Source organism: Alcaligenes sp. RM2, assembly GCF_052931795.1.
Genome location: NZ_JBRFIO010000002.1, coordinates 867856 through 886006, shown reverse-complemented (window position 1 = coordinate 886006; position 18151 = coordinate 867856). Strand labels below are relative to the sequence as shown.

Here is an 18151-nt window from a genome sequence, read left to right as displayed (position 1 = left end):
GGAGTACACAGATGGGCATGATGATAGATGGACAATGGCATAGCAAAGAGCCTGTCAGCAGCACCCAGTCCGATACATTTCAACGTGCCCAGTCTGCCTTCCGGGACTGGATTACCGCCGACGGCGGCCCCGGCCCGGACGGCCAGGCAGCGCAGCCTGCCCAGGCCAATCGCTATCATCTGTATGTCTCGCTGGCCTGCCCCTGGGCGCATCGCACCTTGATCATGCGCGAATTAAAGGGGCTGCAAAAGCTGATTTCAGTGTCGGTGGTAAACCCCATCATGGGCGATCAGGGCTGGACCTTTGAACCGGCTGAGGGCGTGGTGCCGGACCCAGTCATGGATGCGCAGTTCCTGCATCAGCTCTATGCCAAGGCGGACCCGAAATTCACAGGGCGCATTACCGTGCCCGTACTGTGGGACAAGCAGCGCGGCACAATCATCAATAACGAGTCGGCCGAGATCATGCGTATTTTCAACAGCGCCTTTGACACTTTGGGCGCGCGCAACCTGGATATGGCGCCTGCCGAGCTATTGGGGGAAATCAACCAGATCAATGCCCATGTGTATGACACCGTCAATAACGGGGTCTACAAAGCAGGTTTTGCCCGCTCACAAGCCGCCTACGACACAGCAGTTCATGCCCTGTTTGACAGCCTGGACGGGCTGGAGGCTCGCCTGAGCCAGCAGCGCTACCTGACTGGCACGCAACTGACCGAGGCCGACTGGCGCTTGTTCACTACCCTGATTCGCTTTGATCCGGTCTATGTTGGCCATTTCAAATGCAATCTGCGCCGTCTGATTGATTATCCGAATCTGTGGAACTACATGCTGGAGCTGTACCAAATGCCTGGCGTGGCCAGCACGGTCAGCCTGGATCACATCAAGACCCATTACTACAGCAGTCACCGCCATCTGAACCCGACGGGCATTGTGCCGGCTGGCCCTGTACTGGATCTGAACGGGCCCCACGGACGAGGTCATTTACCCGTCCAGCCAGGGCCCTTGCATATCGGGCTTCAGTAACCGGGGCGATCGAAAATATCGGGATTGAGCAAGATGGAGCGGTCTACCTGATTGATATCGGTACGACCGCAAAACGCCATGGACACGTCCAGCTCATTCGCCATCAGTTTCAGCAAACGGGCCACACCGGCCTGCCCCGCCGCACCCAAGGCATACAGGAAAGCACGGCCAATCATGGCACCTTGAGCGCCCAAGGCGCGGGCACGCAACACATCCTGACCGCTGCGAATACCACCATCGACCAGCACTTCGATCTTGTCACCTACCGCCTTGCTGATCGCAGGCAGGCAGGAAATTGAGGATGGCGCGCCATCCAGCTGACGGCCACCGTGATTGGACACGATCAAGGCATCAGCCCCGCTATCCACGGCATAACGTGCATCGTCCGCATCCATAATGCCTTTAACAATCAGCTTGCCGCCCCAGGCATTCTTGATCCACTCGATATCTTTCCAGTTCAGGCTCGGGTCGAACTGCTCGGCCGTCCAGGTCGACAAGGAGCGCAGATCCGATACTCCCTTGGCGTGGCCGACGATGTTGCCAAAGCTGCGACGATGCGTGCGCAGCATATTGCGGCACCAGTACGGCTTGGTCGCCAGATTCAGCAAATTAGGAATAGTCAGGCGTGGAGGCGTGGTCAAGCCATTCTTGATGTCCTTGTGACGCTGGCCCAAGACCTGCAAGTCAAGAGTCAACACCAGGGCCGAGCAGTTGGCCGCTTTGGCACGCGCAATCAGGTTTTCAATAAAGCTGCGATCACGCATCACATAAAGCTGAAACCAGAACGGGGCACGGGTAGCCTGGGCCACGTCCTCCAGCGAGCACACACTCATGGTGGACAGAGTGAAAGGAATACCAAAATCCCGTGCGGCCAAAGCCGCCAGCATTTCACCATCGGCGTGCTGCATGCCGGTCAGGCCGGTAGGGGCAATAGCCACGGGCATGGCAACATCCTGGCCCAGAAGCTTGGTCTTCAGACTGCGATGGTCAATGTCCACGGCCACACGCTGTTTGAATTTCAGTTTGTGAAAATCCTGCTCGTTCGCATGATACGTGCCCTGCGTCCAGGAGCCGGAGTCGGCGTAGTCATAAAACATCTTGGGCACGCGGCGTTTGGCCGCCAGGCGGAAATCTTCAGTGCAGGTAATTTTCGACAGATCCATTACATTGGGCTCCAAAACAATGGCGTAATAATGCGACTTTGTGCCCTGCGGGGCAAGTCATCCGGGGCAGACTGTTCGAAGTTTCTGTCTGGCGCGCCTAAAGGACCACCAAGACGAGCCCCCAAGACCAAAAATAAAGAGATTCACTGTTGTCCCGCTGCACGCCTTGCCATCTCTGGCTTTACAGCCTGCCAGCCGACCCCGAAAAACATAAAAAAAGACGATTTCAGTAAAATTTGTTGATATTTTGGTGACAAGTAAAAATAGCCGTGCTATATTTCTACTTCTTTAGCGGCTGTAGCTCAGTTGGATAGAGTACTTGGCTACGAACCAAGGGGTCGTGGGTTCGAATCCTGCCAGCCGCGCCATATTCAGTAAAAAAGCCATTTCTTCGGAAATGGCTTTTTTGCTTTCTGCTCGGATATCAGACGGCACCACTACACTGCCGAGCGTCGCTCAAACCTGCACCCACAATAGCAATAAGCAATACGAGCAGGCTTGAACGAAGAAATAGAACGAGCAATAGCGGTTATGGCTTTATATAGTTAGGAACTCTATTGCTATGAGGCCTTATCGCCTTTCAGACAACTCAATACCCGCACCGTCACCAAAGCCATCGTGCACCCATGCTGTCACGGGGACGGCATAGCTCCACCCACCCGCTTTCCACCAGCACTCTGCAAACCACGCTTGGATAGTATTGGCGGCAATACTCAAGCCATCAAACTCGTCATCCAGGAAATAGTCTTCGTGGAAGGCGTCCATCTTGCTCAAACCCAGAGAAAGCTCCATGGCCCTACCGGGGAAAATGGAAGGGTCGTTGCTGTCTACTTTATTATTGTCACCACGGTAGTAAATCCATGCCGACGGAGTTTCCAGGCCGTCTTCACCAAAGAAGATTTGGACCTCGGCATCCGCGACACTATCTGGCACAGACAAGGCAAACAAGGTACGCAGTTCAGCAATAAAATGCTTTGAGGCGCGCTCCAAACACCGTTTATAACGCTGCTGAAACTGTGCCGGACTCAAGCCGAATGGAACCATGCCTGTAACTCCTGATGCAGCTAAACTGCTGCTAATTAACTGGTGACAGCCGCATCATCACGTTCGATTCTGACGCAACCGCACAAAGAGTAATGGCCCCACTACCCAAGCAGCAAGTCACTCTTGCATCGGCAAGGTCATCCATACCCTGGCTTAAAAACACTACAAAGTGCCGGGTTAAATCCGCAGCCCCCTGCCCCGCACACCACTCCAAAGCCTTATTTTCCCGTGTTTTCAGAAAAATTTCGCACTTATTTCAAGAAAAATGCTTTTTAGGCTTGTCACGCTGATAAATAGTCTGCTATAGTTTCACTTCTTTAGCGGCTGTAGCTCAGTTGGATAGAGTACTTGGCTACGAACCAAGGGGTCGTGAGTTCGAATCTTGCCAGCCGCGCCATATTCAAGTTGGTTTCCTCACGGAAATCAGCGACCAGAGTTAGAACTCGTGGGGTCAAACCCAATGGATGAGACTCTGAAAAGATCAGCCCTGATGACATCGTCATCAGGGCTTTTTCTTTGCCTGCTGCTTTTACCCTGCATACCGCCGCTTACCTGCAAACAGATCAAAACTCCACGACTGCAGACCGGGCACAATGTCTGTTGCACTTTCCCGCCCCTACGGCCTCAACCGTAAAGGGACAAGCGGTGTAAAGTAGCGACTTCCGCCCAGACAGAGCCTGCCTGCTCTTGTTAGACCACAGAGTCTGCGCGGACCTCCTCTTAATCGACAGGATTGACCATGTTTGAGCGCACAAAACTTCTTTTGCCTTTAGCGGCCCTCCTTCTGGCCAGCGCCAATAGCTACGCCCAGGATAGCGGCCCTGCCATTCAGCTGGCGCAAATGGGCGGAGCCATGCACGCTGCCGCCGAAGTTTGCGGTGACTACAGCCAGACCCAGCTTGATGAGATGAAAAAACAGCAGAAGTCTTCCATTCAAAGCATGGGCCTGAACGACGAGGACTTTGATAAAGCCTTTGAGCAAGGCCTGGACCGTGGCCGTCAGGATCTGCAAAAAGCCACTGCCGAGCAGCGCAAGCAGATGTGCGAGCAATTGCGCTCCGGCCCCAAGTTCTAAATTCGCTCTACTCAACAAGAAAGCGCTCTGGCCCGCAAGGAACCAGAGCGCTTTTTACTGCCAGCGCGAAGACGGACTTGTCTTACAGCGCTTTGACCATATCTTCGATGGTCTTTTTGGCATCGCCAAACACCATCATGGTCTTGTCCATATAGAACAGCTCGTTATCCAGACCAGCATAACCAGCAGCCATGGAGCGCTTGTTCACGATCACGGTGCGAGCTTTGTAGGCTTCCAGAATCGGCATGCCCGCAATCGGCGAAGCCGGATCGTTCTTGGCGGCCGGGTTGACCACGTCGTTGGCACCCAGTACCAGCACCACGTCCGTTTGAGCAAACTCGCTATTGATGTCGTCCATTTCAAAGACCTGCTCGTAAGGCATTTCGGCCTCGGCCAGCAAGACGTTCATATGGCCAGGCATACGACCGGCGACCGGGTGGATGGCGTAGCGCACATTCACACCCTGGCTGGTCAGCTTGTCCGACAGCTCTTTCAAGGCGTGTTGAGCACGGGCCACGGCCAAACCATAACCAGGCACAATCACCACGGACTCGGCATTGCTCATCATGAACGCGGCATCTTCAGCACTGCCGGATTTCACCGAACGATTACCCTGATCTGCACCACCCGCAGCCGCTTCCGGATTGGCACCAAAACCGCCCAGAATCACGTTGAAGAAAGCGCGGTTCATGGCCTTGCACATGATGTAAGACAGAATCGCACCGGAGGAACCCACCAGCGAACCGGCAATGATCAGCATGGAGTTGTTCAGGGAAAAACCAATCCCTGCTGCTGCCCAGCCCGAATAGCTGTTCAGCATCGACACCACCACGGGCATGTCTGCGCCGCCAATCGGGATGATCAGCATCACGCCCAGCAGGAAGGACAAGGCCAGCAGCACACCAAAGGCCCACCATGCCTGGGTCATCACAAAGATCACGCCGCAAGCCAGGGCCAGCAGACCCAGCAGCAGGTTCAGCATGTGCTGACCTTTGAAGGTAACGGGTGCGCCCTGGAACAGTCGGAACTTGTACTTGCCCGACAGCTTGCCAAACGCGATCACCGAACCGGAGAAGGTAATGGCACCGACCAGCGCGCCCAAAGCCAGCTCCACACGGTTACCCATGGGCAGAGCCACCTCGGCCGAGCCAATGCCGAAGGCCACCGGCTCCAACACCACGGCAATCGCAATGGCTACCGCCGCCAGACCAATCATGCTGTGCATGAAGGCCACCAGTTCCGGCATCTTGGTCATCTCGACACGGCGTGCCATGACGGTACCCAGCACGCCACCAATCACCAGACCAATCAGAACCCGCAGCAGACCAGAGAGCTCTTTGCCTTCAGGGGCCAGGCTATAAATCAGCACGGCTGTGGTCGCAATGGCCAAGGCCATCCCCACCATGCCAAACAAGTTGCCACGACGCGAACTGGCTGGATGCGACAAGCCTTTCAGGGCCTGAATGAAACACACCGAGGCCAACAAATAGCACAAGGTAACGGTATTCATGGAAATCATGACTGCCCTTCCTTGGGCGTATTTTTAGCGCCCTTCTTTTTGAACATTTCCAACATGCGGCGGGTTACCAGGAAACCACCAAACACGTTTACCGAGGCCAGCGCGGTGGCAATAATGCCCATCGCCTGCGCCCAAGGGCTTTCGGTCAGGGCCGCTGCCAGCATCCCGCCCACAATAATAATGGCCGAAATCGCGTTGGTCACCGCCATCAAGGGCGTGTGCAAAGCGGGCGTCACTGTCCAGACCACGTGGTAACCCACGTAAATGGCCAGCACAAAGATGATCAGGTTAATGACCAGGGGAGAAATAATATCCATGGCGTCAGGCTCCCTGCTGTGGAAAGAGTCGTTTGCCACCCTGTACAACACGGCTGGCATTCACAATGTCGTCGTCCGCAGGGATATGCAGCTCGTCAGACTGATCCTTGAGCATCAAGCCCAGGAACTGTTGAATATTGCGTGCATACAAGGCAGACGCATCCGCAGCCACACGGGCCGGGAAGTTGGTCTCGCCCACCAGGGTCACGCCATATTTCTCCACAATCTGGTCGGCTTCGGTCAAGGCGCAGTTGCCGCCACGGGCCGCAGCCAGGTCAACAATGACCGAACCTGCCCGCATGGACTGCACCACTTCCTCGGCAATCAGACGCGGGGCGGGCCGCCCCGGAATCAAGGCCGTAGTAATGATGACGTCGGCCTGGGCACAACGTGCCGCCACCACCGCCGCCTGCCGTTGCAACCAGGAGGCAGGCATGGGACGGGCATAACCGCCTACCCCTTGTGCCGCTTCGCGCTCTTCATCGGTCTCGTAGGGCACATCAATAAACTTGCCGCCCAAGGACTCGATCTGCTCACGCGCGGCAGGACGCACATCAGAGGCTTCTACCACCGCCCCCAGACGACGTGCCGTGGCAATCGCCTGCAAACCGGCCACACCCGCGCCCAGCACCACGACACGGGCCGCTTTGACGGTACCCGCCGCGGTCATCATCATGGGAAAGAACCGGGGATATAAGGTGGCTGCTTTCAGCACAGCGGCATAACCCGCGATATTGGCCTGCGAGGACAGAACGTCCATGCTTTGCGCCCGCGTGGTACGCGGGATCAGCTCCAGGGCGAACGCCTGGCAGCCCGAAGAAGCCAGCCTGTCCAGACCCTGACTTTCGTAAGGGTCCAGCATACCGACGACCACATGCTCGGCACGCAAACGCGCCGAATCAACATCAGCCGGGCCCACTACCAGCAGCACGGTGGCTTGATAGGGATCTCCTATCGTTGCCCCTGCTGCCTCGTAATCGGCATCCGAGCTGGCAATCCCCTGTCCGGCACCCGCCTCGATAATCACATCATGGCCCGCCTTGCGGTAAGCCTTGATGGTATCGGGCGTGGCCGCTACCCTCTTTTCCCCGGTCCCCCGGGGGCTTAGTACACCCAGTCGCATCTTCAATCTCCAGTTAATTAACTAACTTCTACGATCTCTGACGACGTGCAGTACCCGGATGGGTGAGTCTGTCACCACGTGGACACGACCCAACAACCTCTCCGGCCCGGTGTGTGTTTGCCCTCAACACCGGAACACCATCTATAAATTCGGATGTGCAAAAAACAGGCCTGGTGAAGACCGGCCTGAACAGGATAGAAACCTACCCTTTAGTGTCCCTCTCCCACTCCTGCCCCTTGCAGGAAACTGTCATTCTTTTTGAACTCACTATAAGGGCCTTTATTTGACACAAGAAACCCCGACCCGCACTAGACCGCTTTAGACGAAAAAGCAAGACACATTACTACCACCTGATTATCGCAATATGATGCCTGTTCGACGGAATTTTTTTTTCTTGCCCACTGGGTAACACTGAGTAGATCAGCCTTTGCTACGGACTTAGACGCCTGATAATTAAAACTACAAGCATTGGCCTGCTGCTAAGATAGCAACTTCCTATAAAACTTGTCACTAACTTGTAATTAATGTTCGTGTTCACGCCCCGGTGATGTTTGCGTCGCTACTGGCCGCTGAACCACTTCTTTTCAAAGCCTAGGCAACCGCCCCCTTGATGCGCGGTTTACCTGCACTACTCAGTCCCAGGCTGATCTATCCCCATGGCAGACATCCACATCGATCACGTAGTGAAACGCTACGGCAGCAATACCATCATCAATGAACTGAGCCTGCAAATCCGGCATGGCGAGTTCTTCACTTTATTAGGGCCCAGCGGCTGCGGCAAAACAACCTTGCTGCGCATGATTGCCGGTTTCATCATTCCTGATGAAGGCCGCCTGTTTCTGGACAAGGAAGACATTACCTACCTGCCCGCGCACAAGCGTGAGACCGGCATGGTGTTCCAGGACTACGCGCTGTTCCCCGATAAAACCGTGTTTGACAATGTGGCTTACGGCTTGCGGGTACGCAAAGTCAGCAGCAGCGAGATCAAGAAAAAAGTCGCCTACATTCTGGAGCGTGTGGAACTGGGTGGCATGGGCGAGCGTTACCCGGCTGAGCTGTCCGGAGGCCAACGCCAGCGTGTAGCCCTGGCCCGCGCCCTGGTAATCGAACCCCGTGTTCTGCTGATGGACGAGCCTTTGTCCAACCTGGATGCCAAGCTGCGTATTCAAATGCGCCAGGTCATCCGCGAATTGCAGCAGGAATCCAATATCACCGCTATTTTCGTGACGCATGATCAGGAAGAAGCCCTGTCCATGTCGGACCGTATTGCCTTGCTGCGCCAGGGCCGTATCGACCAGCTCGATACCCCCGAAGCCATGTACTCCACACCACGCACTGCCTATGCCGCCGACTTTATTGGCGCAGCCAATCTGATCGACACCTTGGGCGTGCATGTGGAGGACGGTCACACCACCGTCAGCATTGCGGGTGGGCACATTCTGGTGAACAACCCGCCCCCTGTCGGCCAAGTGCTGCTGGCAGTGCGCCCCGAAAACATCACCCTGCATACCGAGGCTCAGGCCAGCAGCATTCCGGCTCAAGTCGTGGCTCGCCAGTATCTGGGAACCAAAACGGCCTACAGCCTGAAGCTGAACGACGGCAAGCAAATTATTGCCGACGTTGCCGCTGCCCAGGACCCGCATCTGTCTGCAGGTGCTTCGGTGAACCTGAGCTTTAGCCCTGAATGTCGTCTGGTCGAGGCGTAAGACCCATGGCTATTGCTGCAAGACCCCTGGCCCTTCGTTCTCCCTGGTTCCTGCCCGCCCTGGTCTGTCTGGTGGTGCTGGTGTTCTGGGTTGTATGGCCACTCGCCTCCCTGTTCTATCAAAGCGTGATCGACCCGGCAACAGGCATGCCCAGCCTGCACGGCTTTGAGACCTTCTTTAGCGACGCACGCTATGTTGAGGCCTTCTTCAACACCATCAAGCTGGGGTTGATCTCCACGATAGGAACGCTGCTGCTGGGTGCGCCGCTGGCCTATGTAGTGGCCCGCTACGACTTCCCCGGCAAGGCCATCGTGGCGATTCTGCCTTTGACCACCATTGTGCTGCCGGACATCATCGTCTCGCAGGCCTGGCTGATGCTGCTGGGCAATAACGGTGTGGTGCGTCTGGCCCTGGAAAGCATTGGTATTGACCTGCCCAGTTTCTACGGCTGGTTTGGCATGTCCTATGTGCTGATCCTGAACGATTACACCTATGTGTATATCGGCATGCTGGCTGCGCTCAAGGCCATTGACGGCACGCTGGAAGAAGCCGCCGTGAACCTGGGCGCCAGCAATTTCAAGCGCGCGCTCAGCGTCACCTTCCCGGTGCTGATGCCTGCCCTGCTGGTCAATGCCATGATTGTGTTCACGCTGGCCGTGGACAACTTCTCCATTCCCATGATTCTGGGTGGTCAGGTCGATGTGCTGTCCTCGCTGACCTACACCACCTTTCTGTCCGAGATGAGCGGCAACCCCACCATGCAAGGTGTGCTGGCCGTGGTGTCCGTGATTCTGGTCGGTGCGGTGTTGTTCATCCAGAAGCGGGTCCTGGAGCGCAAGACCTTCCAGATGCAGCAAGGCCGCGCCCCGCGTCCGGTTCGTGCTCAAGGGCTGGCCGGCATCTTGCTGACCATCGGTGCCGTACTGTTTGTGACCTTCTCGCTGATTCCGGCCTTTATCGTGCTGATTGGTGCCTTCACCAAAGCCAGCGGCCCGGTCATGCAATACGGAACCTTCACGCTGGACAATATGGAGCGTGCCCTGCGCTACGCTCCCGAGCCCATTTTGAACTCGCTGATGCTGGCCAGTGTCGCCACTATTGCAGGCACCTGCTTTGCCACGATCTGCAGTTACCTGATCGTGAAAAAGCGCCTGTTCGTGGTAACCGCGCTGGACTATATGGTGATGCTGCCTTTGGCCATTTCCGGCACCGTGCTGGGTATTGCCCTGATCCAGACCTACAACAGCGGCATGCTGGTGCTGACTGGCACCTGGGTGATCATGGCCGGTGCGTACTTTGTGCGTAAAGTGCCCTTCTCCATTCGCTCGGCCTCGGCCTCGCTCTACAACATTCCCGACTCTATCGAAGAGGCCTCCATCAATCTGGGTGTCAGCCCCTTCCAGAGTTTCTTCAAAGTGGTTCTGCCCTTGATGAAGCCCGCCATTCTGGGTGCGGCCATCCTGATGTGGGTCACTTCGCTGGCTGAAATTTCCGCCACTATCGTGCTGTATTACGGTGGTATGGAGACCATGCCCATCCAGATGTTCCGTCAGATCGACGCTGGCTTCCTGGCCCGCGCTTCGGCCTATGGGGTGATCTTGATGGTCGTGATTCTGGTGCCGATTTATCTGGCTATCCGTTTTCTCAAGCTGGATCTGTTTTCCAGCCGCTAATCTAAAAAGGCTCACTATGCTGACTACACGTTTTCTGAAAACTGGTCTGGCACTCTCCCTCAGTGTCGGCGCCCTGTCCCTGTCCGGTGCCGCCCTGGCCGCCAATGCCGTGATGTACACGCCCAATAATGTGCAAACCATTGATACGGCGCTGGAAATTGCTCGCAAGACCGCGTCTGACCTGTCCATTCAACAAGTGACCTCGGGCGCTGGTGCCTTGATGAAGCGTATCGAAGCCGAAGCACAGAACCCGCTGGGTGACGTGGTCTGGGGCACTGGCTACGGCACCATGGCGGCTTTCCAGCAGAACTTTGAAGCCTACGAATCGCCCGAGAACAAGGCCATTCCTGAAGCCTTCCACGGCAAGGACAGCCTGTGGACCAGCTCCAACGCCCACGTCATGGTCATCATGGCCAACGAGCGCCAACTGAAAGGCCAGGCCGCTCCAAAAACCTGGTCCGATCTGTTCGATCCTCAGTGGAAAGGCAAGGTCATTATTGGTGACCCCGCATCATCGGGCAGTGCCTACGACCAGGTTTATGGCATCTACCAACTGTACGGTGCAGAAGGCCTGCAAAAGCTGGCAGCCAACGTGATCGTGTCCAAGAGCTCGGGCCAGGTCTACAAAAGCGTGGCTAACGGCGAGTACCCCTTGGGCGTGACCATGGAATACGCGGCCTACGCCTACGTGGCCGGTGGTCAGAAAGGCATTGAGCTGATCTACCCTGAAGACGGTACCTTCATTGCTCCTGAAGGCGTGGCCGTGATCAAGAACCCCAAGAACGGCCAGGAAGCGGCTCGCAAACTGGTCGACGTTCTGCTCTCCAAAGAAGTACAGGAAGCTGAACTGGTGGAGAACTTCCGCCGTCCTACTCGCAGCGACATCAATGTGGCCGAGCTGACCAAGTTGCCTAACCTGGATCAGATCAAAGTGGCCAACATCGATCCTTTGAAGGCTGCTGCCGAGTACGAAACGGTCATCGAAGCCTGGAAACAGGCTTTGGCTGCAGCTGGCAAATAAGCCGGAGAAATTCAGAGCGCAACAGCAATGCGTGGTGGGCCTGCCCCACCCGCCTGCTGGTCCGCACTGAATGGACAAACCCCTTGATGCTGGATTCTCATCCGGCCCTCAAGGGGTTTTTTATTGCCTGAAATACGTGAGCAAAAACGGCTGCTGGGTGACGTATCCCAAGCACTCTCAGACCGGCTCCGAAACTGCGTTGCGCTCGGCAAGCAACAAGCCTGGAGAAAGACAGAGCTGCCTCATTTATCCACTGGATAAATCTGATCTTCACGCAGGCGTGGGCGATCGGCTTCCACTTCGGTCAAAGGCTCCACACGCTGCATGGTTGCCAGTGAACGCTGGGCCAGACGCTGGTACATACGTGTACCGAAAAACTTGCCATCAATGGCTTTCTGATCCAGTTCTTTGACCACCGTCGCGGGAGACCCGGCCACCAGACTGCGTGGCGGCACTTGCATCCCTTTCTTCACAAAGGCCATGGCGCCGATAATGCTGTCTGCACCGATGTCGGCAGCATCCATCACCACGGCATTCATGCCCACCAGCACGTTACGACCGATCACGCAGCCGTGCAGCACTGCTCCATGTCCGACATGACCGTCCTCATGCACCACTGTGTCTTGGTAAGGCGTGCCGTGAATCACACAGGTATCCTGAATATTGGAACCGGCCTTCATGATGATGCGCCCGAAGTCCCCGCGCAAACTGGCCAAAGGACCGATATACACGCCCTCGCCAATAATGACGTCACCAATCAGTACAGCGGTAGGATGAACATAGGCCGTGGGGTGAACCACTGGCACCAGCCCATCAATAGAATAAATATTTTGCATACCTGCCTCGTACAAAAAGCCTGCACCCACAGCCGGCACAAGGTCCGGCCAAAAATACGATCATAGCTGCTGCAGACCGATATAATGCGCCGTACTCTTTCTTTTTGCATCCTATGAGCATGTTGTATTACTGGCTGGCCTTTTCCCTGGGCATGGTGTTTTACGCCGCCTACTTGTCGCAGTCCTTTTTGCTGTCGCAAGGCATCATCTATATGAAGGAAAAAGATCAATCGCCGCCCCTGCTCTGGTTGTTCACCCGCCTGATCGGCTTTATCCTGCGTGCCATTCCCGGCCTGCTGATGCGCCCTATCCCCCTGATTTTGTGGGTCGTGGGCCTGGGGCTGACAGTGCAATACAGTTTCGCACTTTAAGCCAGACGGGCCGCACTTTTCTCGTTCACTGCACGGACATCCGGGTCAGGATTGGGGGCTTCCTGCCCGCACGTCTGCGACTCCCAGTCAAGCCTTCTGCGCCTGTCAGTCAATTCAGCACTGTCCTCCCCTCCTAAACTGACACAAAACAGGATGGCCGGGCTCTGTAAGCAGCACGGCCTGGCGATCAAGATCGCGGATACCGCGACAAGGAGGATGTATGCAGACAAGGAAAATCGTCCGGGCAGCCGCCGTACAGGCCGCCTCTCCCAACTACGACCTGGCAGCAGGTGTTGATAAAACCATTGAACTGGCTCGACAAGCGCGTGATGAAGGCTGCGACCTGATCGTATTTGGTGAAACCTGGTTGCCAGGCTATCCCTTCCACGTCTGGCTAGGTGCACCGGCCTGGTCACTGAAATACAGCGCTCGTTACTATGCCAATTCGCTCTCGCTGGACAGCGCAGAGTTTCAGCGCATTGCCCAGGCTGCGCGAACCTTGGGCATTTTCATCGCATTGGGCTATAGCGAACGCAGCGGTGGCAGCCTGTATCTGGGCCAATGCCTGATCGATGACAAAGGCGAGATACTATGGTCACGCCGCAAACTCAAACCCACGCATGTAGAGCGCACCGTATTTGGTGAAGGTTATGCCCGTGATCTGATTGTGTCCGACACAGAACTGGGACGCGTCGGCGCTTTATGCTGCTGGGAGCATTTGTCGCCATTGAGCAAGTACGCGCTGTACTCCCAGCATGAAGCCATTCACATTGCTGCCTGGCCGTCGTTTTCGCTATACAGCGAACAGGCCCACGCCCTCAGTGCCAAGGTGAACATGGCCGCCTCGCAAATCTATTCGGTGGAAGGCCAGTGCTTTACCATCGCCGCCAGCAGTGTGGTTACTCAAGAGACGCTGGACATGCTGGAAGTGGGTGAGCACAACGCCTCTTTGCTGAAAGTGGGCGGTGGCAGCTCCATGATTTTTGCACCGGACGGGCGTACTCTGGCTCCCTACCTGCCTCATGATGCCGAAGGCTTGATCATTGCCGATCTGAATATGGAGGAGATTGCCTTCGCCAAGGCGATCAATGACCCCGTGGGCCACTATTCCAAACCTGAAGCCACCCGTCTGGTGCTGGACTTGGGGCACCGCGACCCTATGACTCGAGTGCACTCCAAAAGCGTGACCAAGGCGGAGGCTCCCGAGCCAGGTGTGCAAAGTACGATTACCTCATTCGCTATCAGCCATCCCCAGGACTCGGACGCACTGCTAGTGCAAGAGCCGTCCTGATCCCAAGAGATGACACGGCCCGGACAGCTTGCCCGGGCCGTGACTCCTTCTGCTCCCCAGTCCTGCATCCGCGTCGTCCTGGTCTGAAATTATCGACCCCTGCCACTCTTTCTGGTCTGGCTCAAACCAGAGATCTTGCCTGATACTTAGTCAGTCCAGTTGACCGCGGTCCCTGCTGTCAGCCTTCGGACCCAAGACGGAGAGATCATCAATGGAGCAATGGTCCACCACGGCAGTTCCCGCTACCCGGCGCGCCCCCTATTGGATGGAGGCCGTCAACAAAGCTTATGTGCAGCTGGAGTGCGCCGTCCCCTCCCGTTCCGCTACCCCTTTCTTCGGGGCCATTACGCGACGGGAACTGGCAGAGGTCAGCCTATCTCGCATCTCCTCGACCACCCAGACCGTGCTGCGCACGCCGCTGCAAATTTCCAGAGCGTCCGAGGATATTTTTCTGCTCAGTATTCAAGTGGCAGGAGCGGGACAACTAATTCAGGATGAAAAGACCGCTACACTGAAACCCGGCGATCTGGCCCTGTACGACTCCACACGCCCCTATCAACTCCTGTTTGACCAGGACTTTGAGCAGTATGTCCTGTCTATGCCCGGCTCCATCCTGCGCAAGCGTTTGCGCAATGCCGAAGATATGACAGCCTGCAAAATAACCAGCGCCCAATCCGGCACGGCACGACTGCTCTCCTATATGGTGAGCGAGCTGATGGCCTGCCCGCCAACCGGCGGACCTATTGTGGATCTATCACTTGCCGACAGCCTGGTCGGTATTCTGGTGGCAGCGCTGGCCGAGAATCTGGGCAGCCCGTCCTTAAAGGACGATACGGGAACCGTGCGGCGCGACCGGATCAAAGCCTATGTATTGGAGAATCTGCGCGACCCCGAGCTGAATATCGGCAAGATTGCCAAACGCCTGGGCCTGACAGCCAGCACTGTGCATCGCGCCTGGGAAGGCGAGACCGATTCACTGACAAACTGGATTTGGTCCATGCGCCTGCAAGGCGCTGAACAGGATTTGCGCCGTCTAGCCCATCACCACAAGACCATCACTGAAATTGCGTATCACTGGGGCTTCAGCAGCTCTGCCCATTTCAGCCGGGCATTTCGGCAGCGCTTTGGTGTGCCGCCTAAAGAGGCCCGCGAAAGTATGCGGGCCCAGGTCCAAACAAACACGATGCCTATCTGATCCGGCGGTCCGGCGGTCCGGCGATCAGGCAATCGCCTTGCCGTCATTCAGAGCCAGCAGGCCCTTGATCAGACGGTACAGAATCCACACGCTGACAATCACGATGGTCACGAAACCGACCAGAATCGCCATCAACAAGAAAGACAGCGCCACACCAAGCAATCCCCACCAGAACGTACGGATTTGCCAATCAAAGTGCGACTCCAGATAGGTGCCGCGCACTTCATCGCGCTTGATGTAGTTGATGATGATGGCGACCAGGGCGGTGATGCCGCCAAACATGGACAAGATGTACAGCGCGTAATTGATCAGAGTCAGATTACGCAGACTGACCAACTGGTTTGTACCGTCGCCTTGTGGGACCGGGTTCCTTTCCTCATTCATCCGTAACTCCTTGGAAAAATAAACGGTAGCGTTACCTATCCCGTAACGCTACCGAAGAAAACCTGTTCAGGTCAGTGACTGCCTGGAGATTAACGCAGTCCAATAAATGGCATGGCGGAACCGGGAACCAGACTTTCTGGCAACTTACCGTCCCATTTTTCCACAGCATTCAAATTGACCAGATTGGTATTCTGGGCCAATGCCTGGGCCCTGGCAGAAATGGCCTTGGCTTCGGCGTCACCACGCAGGCGAATACCGTCAGCTTCGGCCATGTAGCGTTCGCGCTGAGCGCGGGCTTCTGCTTCAGCCTGAACCACTTTGATTTCAGCCTGAATGGAAGCAGTTTCTTTTTGCTGGCGGGTGGTTTCAATTTGAACCTGGGCCAACATGCGGTTTTCAATCGATTGCTCATAGGCTTTGGAGAACGACACTTCCTCAACCTGCACGCCCATCATTTGCAAAGGAGCGGACTCCAGGGTCACGCGCATGGCTTCGTTGATGTCAGCACCCAGCTTCTCGCGATTCTGAATCGACTGAGCAGCAGTGTACTTACCAAACACGTTCTTGATCACATCCAGAGCCTTGCGTTCCAGCAAGCGAGCTTCCAGGGCATCGAGTGAACCGTACTCGGAATACAGCTGAGCCACATCAGTTTCAGGAACGCGGTATGTTACCGAAGCCACCATGGAAGCGGACTGCTGGTCAAAACTGTACGCCTCAAGCTGCATGCGAACCGTGTGATCACGTACCGAAATGGTACGTACCGTGTCAAAGAACGGAACCTTGAAGTCCAGACCAGGTTCGGCCACGCGAACCAGCTTACCGTTACGCAGCACCACGCCACGTTCACCCTGGTCCACCTGCAAGAACGAGCCCATGGAGGCCACGATCAGGATCAGGAAAATAACAACCGCCGCCCCCAGGAAACTCAGTCCCTTGGAGTAATTGGCAGGGCCACCTTCTGGCTTTGTTTTAGCGGCCAGTTTAGTAAATGGATTTTTATCAGTGCTCATCACGGCTTCCTTTATGTGGCTGACGCGTCTGGTCTTTTAATTGACGACGTTCCACCATCAGTTGCCGTATGCCTTTGGCAATCAGGTAGGCCAGCACAGCGGCCCCCAACAAAATCAAGATGATACGCATGACGCTTCAGTCTTCCCACTAGATTTCAATCAGAGCGCAATTATCCCCGATTCCCTCTGTCACGCTCAGAAAAGAAGCGTCAAAATATGACAAATGGACAGTATTGCTGGTAACAAATCTTGAACAGACGCCATTGCGACGCCCGAGAAAATGGAAAAAGCGGATTAGTTGCTTATTCTAGGGAAGCCAGGGCAGCGTCCAGTTCAGCCAGATGAGCCTGTACCGGCGGCACATCGCTACGGGTTGCAACCAGACGCAGGATATGGTTTTTACTGATCTGGAAGGTGCGCATCAACTGCTCCAGTTCAGCCGTAGAGTATTGGCGTGCGTTATCGCGCAAGGCCGCTTCCAGCGCATCCAGTTGCTCGTAAACCGAGTCCAGATCTTCGCGCTCCTGGATATAGAGACGAGTCAGCCAGATATGGCGTCCCACGCTATCCCATTGCTCCAGTCCGGCAAAGCCATACTTTTGCGTCAGGCTGCTCAATTGACGGTAGATGTCCGAACCGCGCTCGACCTGATCCACCTCCAGCATGGGTGGGAAACCGTCTGGCAGCCCGCCATCCCAAACCGGCTCGCTACGCTCCACGGTTTGCAGCACCGGCAAGATTTCACCCAGGCTTTGCACATAACGAGTCACAACCTGGTCATCCAATGCCAGCTCAGTTGACGATGCCAAAAAAGGCAGGCCCATCAAGGCCATGCTACAGATACAGAGGACTCGTTTAATCATCGCTCGCCCTAAAAAACAAGACCACCCGTCTTGAACGACGTAAAACACATTGGTCGATTGTAAGCACGGGAATGACTGCTTTTCTTTGCCTGTGCCAAAAACGACACAGCTTTTCAATCCTCAACCGCCCAGGATTGAAAAGCCTTGCACTTTAAAAATTCATGCTGTTTGAAACGCTGCCGCCAAGGACTCTCTACGATTTCACTTTGCCTGAATTGGCAAAAATAAAAAAGTAACAATTATTTTTTTTCTTGTGTTTGGAAAGGCGTGATGCCGTCTTGTTGTCGCTCTTGCTGCCTGAACCAGAGCCAGGTTTGCACAAAGCCAAACTTGAGCGCGGGTCCGAACACGGGCGGCGCTATGCGACAGACAATAAAAAAAGCCCTTGAAAACAAGGGCTTGATTTAATTCCAGCTGGCGGAGACGGAGGGATTCGAACCCTCGATACGGGTATAAGCCGTATGCTCCCTTAGCAGGGGAGTACCTTCAACCTCTCGGCCACGTCTCCAGCTCTAGGAAAGAAGTAACTATA

At 55.6% G+C, this 18151-nt stretch carries 18 protein-coding genes and 3 tRNA genes; 10 read left to right on the top strand and 11 right to left on the bottom strand.

The features are described from left to right. Positions 1 to 11 precede the first annotated feature (11 nt). On the top strand, positions 12 to 1025 hold the full coding sequence (locus ACU6HM_RS10885; protein ID WP_446763796.1) for a glutathione S-transferase family protein: 1014 nt from the start codon (positions 12 to 14) through the stop codon (positions 1023 to 1025). Here the strand turns inward: ACU6HM_RS10885 and ACU6HM_RS10880 are convergent. Next, on the bottom strand, positions 1019 to 2188 hold the full coding sequence (locus ACU6HM_RS10880) for an alpha-hydroxy acid oxidase (RefSeq protein WP_009457768.1): 1170 nt from the start codon (positions 2186 to 2188) through the stop codon (positions 1019 to 1021). The genes ACU6HM_RS10885 and ACU6HM_RS10880 overlap by 7 nt on opposite strands. A gap of 291 nt (positions 2189 to 2479) precedes the next feature. Between ACU6HM_RS10880 and ACU6HM_RS10875 the strand changes: the two genes are divergently transcribed. Next, positions 2480 to 2556 (top strand) — tRNA-Arg (locus tag ACU6HM_RS10875). A 202-nt stretch (positions 2557 to 2758) separates the two neighbouring features. Here the strand turns inward: ACU6HM_RS10875 and ACU6HM_RS10870 are convergent. Further along, positions 2759 to 3232, bottom strand: a complete 474-nt coding sequence (locus ACU6HM_RS10870) for a hypothetical protein (RefSeq protein ID WP_446763795.1) — start codon at positions 3230 to 3232, stop codon at positions 2759 to 2761. 320 nt (positions 3233 to 3552) lie between these two features. Between ACU6HM_RS10870 and ACU6HM_RS10865 the strand changes: the two genes are divergently transcribed. Together ACU6HM_RS10865 and ACU6HM_RS10860 are read left to right on the top strand one after the other, a co-directional pair. Then, positions 3553 to 3629, top strand: a tRNA-Arg gene (locus tag ACU6HM_RS10865). Positions 3630 to 3971: 342 nt separating this feature from the next. Further along, on the top strand, positions 3972 to 4307 hold the full coding sequence (locus ACU6HM_RS10860; RefSeq protein ID WP_035270874.1) for a hypothetical protein: 336 nt from the start codon (positions 3972 to 3974) through the stop codon (positions 4305 to 4307). An 82-nt stretch (positions 4308 to 4389) separates the two neighbouring features. Here ACU6HM_RS10860 and ACU6HM_RS10855 read toward each other — a convergent pair whose 3' ends face one another. The 3 genes from ACU6HM_RS10855 to ACU6HM_RS10845 are packed head-to-tail and all read right to left on the bottom strand — an operon-like array spanning position 4390 to position 7266. Beyond that, complete coding sequence (locus ACU6HM_RS10855; protein WP_009457774.1) at positions 4390 to 5826, bottom strand: NAD(P)(+) transhydrogenase (Re/Si-specific) subunit beta; 1437 nt, start codon at positions 5824 to 5826, stop codon at positions 4390 to 4392. Continuing rightward, positions 5823 to 6143: an NAD(P) transhydrogenase subunit alpha gene (locus ACU6HM_RS10850; protein WP_009457776.1), complete on the bottom strand. Its 321-nt coding sequence runs from the start codon at positions 6141 to 6143 to the stop codon at positions 5823 to 5825. Before ACU6HM_RS10850 ends, ACU6HM_RS10855 begins: the two co-directional genes overlap by 4 nt. Before the next feature lie 4 nt (positions 6144 to 6147). Continuing rightward, complete coding sequence (locus ACU6HM_RS10845) at positions 6148 to 7266, bottom strand: NAD(P) transhydrogenase subunit alpha (protein WP_026484257.1); 1119 nt, start codon at positions 7264 to 7266, stop codon at positions 6148 to 6150. Positions 7267 to 7922: 656 nt separating this feature from the next. Between ACU6HM_RS10845 and ACU6HM_RS10840 the strand changes: the two genes are divergently transcribed. Genes ACU6HM_RS10840 through ACU6HM_RS10830 form a run of 3 tightly spaced genes read left to right on the top strand, consistent with a single transcriptional unit; the run spans position 7923 to position 11666 of the window. Next, a complete protein-coding gene (locus ACU6HM_RS10840) occupies positions 7923 to 8972 on the top strand; it encodes an ABC transporter ATP-binding protein (RefSeq protein WP_022983533.1) in 1050 nt (349 codons plus the stop codon). 5 nt (positions 8973 to 8977) lie between these two features. Continuing rightward, entirely contained in the window at positions 8978 to 10645 is a 1668-nt protein-coding gene (locus ACU6HM_RS10835; RefSeq protein ID WP_250756837.1) for an ABC transporter permease, read from the top strand. Positions 10646 to 10661: 16 nt separating this feature from the next. Further along, a complete protein-coding gene (locus ACU6HM_RS10830; RefSeq protein ID WP_250756836.1) occupies positions 10662 to 11666 on the top strand; it encodes an extracellular solute-binding protein in 1005 nt (334 codons plus the stop codon). Between the two features lie 242 nt (positions 11667 to 11908). On the opposite strand, the gene ACU6HM_RS10825 is transcribed toward ACU6HM_RS10830, so the two are convergent. Beyond that, positions 11909 to 12502, bottom strand: coding sequence for a phenylacetic acid degradation protein PaaY (locus ACU6HM_RS10825; RefSeq protein ID WP_035271432.1), 594 nt, complete (start codon positions 12500 to 12502; stop codon positions 11909 to 11911). A 113-nt stretch (positions 12503 to 12615) separates the two neighbouring features. Between ACU6HM_RS10825 and ACU6HM_RS10820 the strand changes: the two genes are divergently transcribed. From ACU6HM_RS10820 to ACU6HM_RS10810, 3 genes are all read left to right on the top strand, one after another. Next, positions 12616 to 12873 (top strand): hypothetical protein, encoded by a 258-nt coding sequence (locus ACU6HM_RS10820; protein WP_022983531.1) that lies wholly within the window; start codon positions 12616 to 12618, stop codon positions 12871 to 12873. A 220-nt stretch (positions 12874 to 13093) separates the two neighbouring features. Then, positions 13094 to 14164, top strand: a complete 1071-nt coding sequence (locus ACU6HM_RS10815; protein WP_446763794.1) for a nitrilase — start codon at positions 13094 to 13096, stop codon at positions 14162 to 14164. Between the two features lie 211 nt (positions 14165 to 14375). Then, positions 14376 to 15359, top strand: coding sequence for an AraC-like ligand-binding domain-containing protein (locus ACU6HM_RS10810; protein WP_446763793.1), 984 nt, complete (start codon positions 14376 to 14378; stop codon positions 15357 to 15359). A gap of 24 nt (positions 15360 to 15383) precedes the next feature. Here the strand turns inward: ACU6HM_RS10810 and ACU6HM_RS10805 are convergent, their stop codons facing one another. The 5 genes from ACU6HM_RS10805 to ACU6HM_RS10785 all read right to left on the bottom strand — a co-directional run bounded on the left by ACU6HM_RS10805 (position 15384) and on the right by ACU6HM_RS10785 (position 18127). Next, complete coding sequence (locus ACU6HM_RS10805; protein ID WP_009457799.1) at positions 15384 to 15743, bottom strand: DUF4870 family protein; 360 nt, start codon at positions 15741 to 15743, stop codon at positions 15384 to 15386. Positions 15744 to 15832: 89 nt separating this feature from the next. Further along, positions 15833 to 16756: a prohibitin family protein gene (locus ACU6HM_RS10800; protein ID WP_009457801.1), complete on the bottom strand. Its 924-nt coding sequence runs from the start codon at positions 16754 to 16756 to the stop codon at positions 15833 to 15835. After that, a complete protein-coding gene (locus ACU6HM_RS10795; RefSeq protein WP_022983530.1) occupies positions 16746 to 16886 on the bottom strand; it encodes a hypothetical protein in 141 nt (46 codons plus the stop codon). Before ACU6HM_RS10795 ends, ACU6HM_RS10800 begins: the two co-directional genes overlap by 11 nt. A gap of 172 nt (positions 16887 to 17058) precedes the next feature. Further along, positions 17059 to 17619: a hypothetical protein gene (locus ACU6HM_RS10790; RefSeq protein ID WP_446763792.1), complete on the bottom strand. Its 561-nt coding sequence runs from the start codon at positions 17617 to 17619 to the stop codon at positions 17059 to 17061. A gap of 415 nt (positions 17620 to 18034) precedes the next feature. Continuing rightward, positions 18035 to 18127, bottom strand: a tRNA-Ser gene (locus ACU6HM_RS10785). Positions 18128 to 18151 lie beyond the last annotated feature (24 nt).

What these genes read in the sequence shown, in the direction of transcription:
- ACU6HM_RS10885 (WP_446763796.1), top strand. Translation starts at nt 12, where the DNA reads ATGGGCATGATGATAGATGGACAATGGCATAGCAAAGAGCCTGTCAGC.
- ACU6HM_RS10880 (WP_009457768.1), bottom strand. Translation starts at nt 2,188, where the DNA reads ATGGATCTGTCGAAAATTACCTGCACTGAAGATTTCCGCCTGGCGGCC.
- ACU6HM_RS10870 (WP_446763795.1), bottom strand. Translation starts at nt 3,232, where the DNA reads ATGGTTCCATTCGGCTTGAGTCCGGCACAGTTTCAGCAGCGTTATAAA.
- ACU6HM_RS10860 (WP_035270874.1), top strand. Translation starts at nt 3,972, where the DNA reads ATGTTTGAGCGCACAAAACTTCTTTTGCCTTTAGCGGCCCTCCTTCTG.
- ACU6HM_RS10855 (WP_009457774.1), bottom strand. Translation starts at nt 5,826, where the DNA reads ATGATTTCCATGAATACCGTTACCTTGTGCTATTTGTTGGCCTCGGTG.
- ACU6HM_RS10850 (WP_009457776.1), bottom strand. Translation starts at nt 6,143, where the DNA reads ATGGATATTATTTCTCCCCTGGTCATTAACCTGATCATCTTTGTGCTG.
- ACU6HM_RS10845 (WP_026484257.1), bottom strand. Translation starts at nt 7,266, where the DNA reads ATGCGACTGGGTGTACTAAGCCCCCGGGGGACCGGGGAAAAGAGGGTA.
- ACU6HM_RS10840 (WP_022983533.1), top strand. Translation starts at nt 7,923, where the DNA reads ATGGCAGACATCCACATCGATCACGTAGTGAAACGCTACGGCAGCAAT.
- ACU6HM_RS10835 (WP_250756837.1), top strand. Translation starts at nt 8,978, where the DNA reads ATGGCTATTGCTGCAAGACCCCTGGCCCTTCGTTCTCCCTGGTTCCTG.
- ACU6HM_RS10830 (WP_250756836.1), top strand. Translation starts at nt 10,662, where the DNA reads ATGCTGACTACACGTTTTCTGAAAACTGGTCTGGCACTCTCCCTCAGT.
- ACU6HM_RS10825 (WP_035271432.1), bottom strand. Translation starts at nt 12,502, where the DNA reads ATGCAAAATATTTATTCTATTGATGGGCTGGTGCCAGTGGTTCACCCC.
- ACU6HM_RS10820 (WP_022983531.1), top strand. Translation starts at nt 12,616, where the DNA reads ATGAGCATGTTGTATTACTGGCTGGCCTTTTCCCTGGGCATGGTGTTT.
- ACU6HM_RS10815 (WP_446763794.1), top strand. Translation starts at nt 13,094, where the DNA reads ATGCAGACAAGGAAAATCGTCCGGGCAGCCGCCGTACAGGCCGCCTCT.
- ACU6HM_RS10810 (WP_446763793.1), top strand. Translation starts at nt 14,376, where the DNA reads ATGGAGCAATGGTCCACCACGGCAGTTCCCGCTACCCGGCGCGCCCCC.
- ACU6HM_RS10805 (WP_009457799.1), bottom strand. Translation starts at nt 15,743, where the DNA reads ATGAATGAGGAAAGGAACCCGGTCCCACAAGGCGACGGTACAAACCAG.
- ACU6HM_RS10800 (WP_009457801.1), bottom strand. Translation starts at nt 16,756, where the DNA reads ATGAGCACTGATAAAAATCCATTTACTAAACTGGCCGCTAAAACAAAG.
- ACU6HM_RS10795 (WP_022983530.1), bottom strand. Translation starts at nt 16,886, where the DNA reads ATGCGTATCATCTTGATTTTGTTGGGGGCCGCTGTGCTGGCCTACCTG.
- ACU6HM_RS10790 (WP_446763792.1), bottom strand. Translation starts at nt 17,619, where the DNA reads ATGATTAAACGAGTCCTCTGTATCTGTAGCATGGCCTTGATGGGCCTG.